Genomic DNA, 1,795 nt, shown 5'->3' with positions numbered 1-1,795 from the left:
AACCACCCAGCAGACCGGTCGTAATCACCGTGCACCAGAACGCCACCTCTTCCGTAGCGTTATAGTGAACCCCCAGCGCGCGCGGATTAGACACCGGCATAATCAGCAGCCCGTACAGGAACGAACCCACCAGATTAATGACGAACACCGGGCTAATAATCGACGACTCCGTACGCAGGCGAGGCGACATCGCCTTATCCACGAAGAAGCGGGTCATCGCACCCAGGCCGCCGCAGAGGAAAACCATCAGAGCAAAAAACATTAGCGACCCTCCTCACCCTCACGAGCGGGCACCAGGCGGGACGCCACAAAACGACCCGTCAGCATGCCCGCCGCGGCGGCAACCAAACCACCCACGAGCAACACCAGAAGAGCAAGCGCCATGTACCCTTCGTGCACCGTGTACGGCAGAAAAATCGTCTGCGCCAAAACCGCCGCAATCGACGAATACGTCGTGTAGCCACCCATCATACCGGCACCAAAAAGCAGGCGGATCGAATGGATCCGCTCCTCACCATCACGGCGTGCGTAAGCATTCCACACCACCGTCAGCAGACCCAGCGTGAACGAGCCCAGCAGGTTCGCCACCAGCACGCCGCCAGGAGTGTTCACACGGCACAGCGCACCCGTACCGCCACCCAAAAAGACAAGAAAAGGGGCAGGCACACGGTTCAGAACGCCTCCTATCCACTGTCGGATACTCACGCGGTTCCTCATCACCGTGTACCTGCCCTTTCACATCGCATAAGTCTTTAGAGAGCGCCGTAGCGCACACTAAATACTTTACCCTTACCCGAGTTTGTTACCCGAGTCAGTAGCGGCAGACTCGCGCTCCTGCTGAATCTTCTCGCTCAGTTTCACCGCCGCAATCGCCGTGGACTGATCCTCAGAGACCATACGATAGCCGGAAGCGAAATCGTAGAGCTTCTGCTGGCGCTCCAACTGCTCACGCTGCGCCGGCAACTCACTCTCAGTCTTCTGCAGCTGGTTGCGCTGCTCATCCAGCTTCTTCTGACCCTCAGCCAGCTCATCCTTCTTCGAGGAGATTTCTGCGCGACCCGCATCAACCTGCTTCTGGCCCTCAACAAGGGTATCGCGCTGCTGATTGAGGGCATTCTGCTACTCGGTCAGCTGCGCCTGTGAGTCGTCGAGCTTCTTCTCATTGTCGGCAATCTGCTTCATGCCGTTCTCAAGCTGCGAGGCGGCGGCGTGTTTGGTTGGGTACGTTTGGTGTTTGCCCTGTAGTTTTGCCCTGCATGACGAACGCTGCTACCTGTTTTTGGGCAAAAAACCCCCCGCCCCGGGCACCTGCAGGTGAGGTGCCCGAAGCGAGAGTGTTTGAGCGTTGACGCTATGGGGCTTAGCTTGCGAATTCGCCCTGGACCAGACGGCCCAGGTAGTCGAGTGCTTCGAGGACACACTGGCGCATTGCTTCAATGGCGAGGGCTTCGGGGTGGGTGCCTTCGGGGGCTTCCGCCGCGACCTTGGCCGTCATTTCTTCGGCGCGGGTGAGGTAGTAGTAGACGCCTTCACCGATGGTTTCGGAGAGGTTGGAGGCGAAGACTGCCACGCGCAGGTAGGGCAGGTCGGGGTATGCCGCGAGGTACTGTTCGAGGAAGATATCGTAGGTGCGCTCGAGGATGACGTGCGAGTATTCTTCGAACTTTGCGGGGCTGTCCATTTCGAGGGCGTAGAGCAGGTGTGCGAAGGGTGCAATGTACTCTTCGAGGGTGCTGCTCATGAAGACCTTGCGGGCGATGGAGAGCATTTCGGATTCCATGCTTGCGTTTTCACC

General features: G+C 58.6%; 3 protein-coding genes and 1 pseudogene. All 4 read right to left on the bottom strand.

Annotated elements, in window-relative coordinates; translation table 11 throughout:
• Window positions 1-262 (bottom strand): CrcB family protein (locus Q0216_RS08320; protein WP_298594473.1); only part of this gene is annotated, 262 nt, incomplete at its 3' end.
• Entirely contained in the window at window positions 262-666 is a 405-nt protein-coding gene (locus Q0216_RS08315; protein WP_298594472.1) for a CrcB family protein, read from the bottom strand. The genes Q0216_RS08320 and Q0216_RS08315, both read right to left, overlap by 1 nt.
• Before the next feature lie 123 nt (window positions 667-789).
• A complete protein-coding gene (locus Q0216_RS08310; protein WP_298594470.1) occupies window positions 790-963 on the bottom strand; it encodes a hypothetical protein in 174 nt (57 codons plus the stop codon).
• Window positions 964-1,360: 397 nt separating this feature from the next.
• Window positions 1,361-1,795, bottom strand: a pseudogene (locus Q0216_RS08305) (TetR/AcrR family transcriptional regulator); the annotation flags it as partial.

The sequence above is a fragment of the uncultured Rothia sp. genome (assembly GCF_937976295.1).
Classification (GTDB): Bacteria; Actinomycetota; Actinomycetes; order Actinomycetales; family Micrococcaceae; genus Rothia.
The sequence above is the reverse complement of the archived record's forward strand: the minus strand, read 5'-3'. Positions and strand labels throughout refer to the sequence as shown.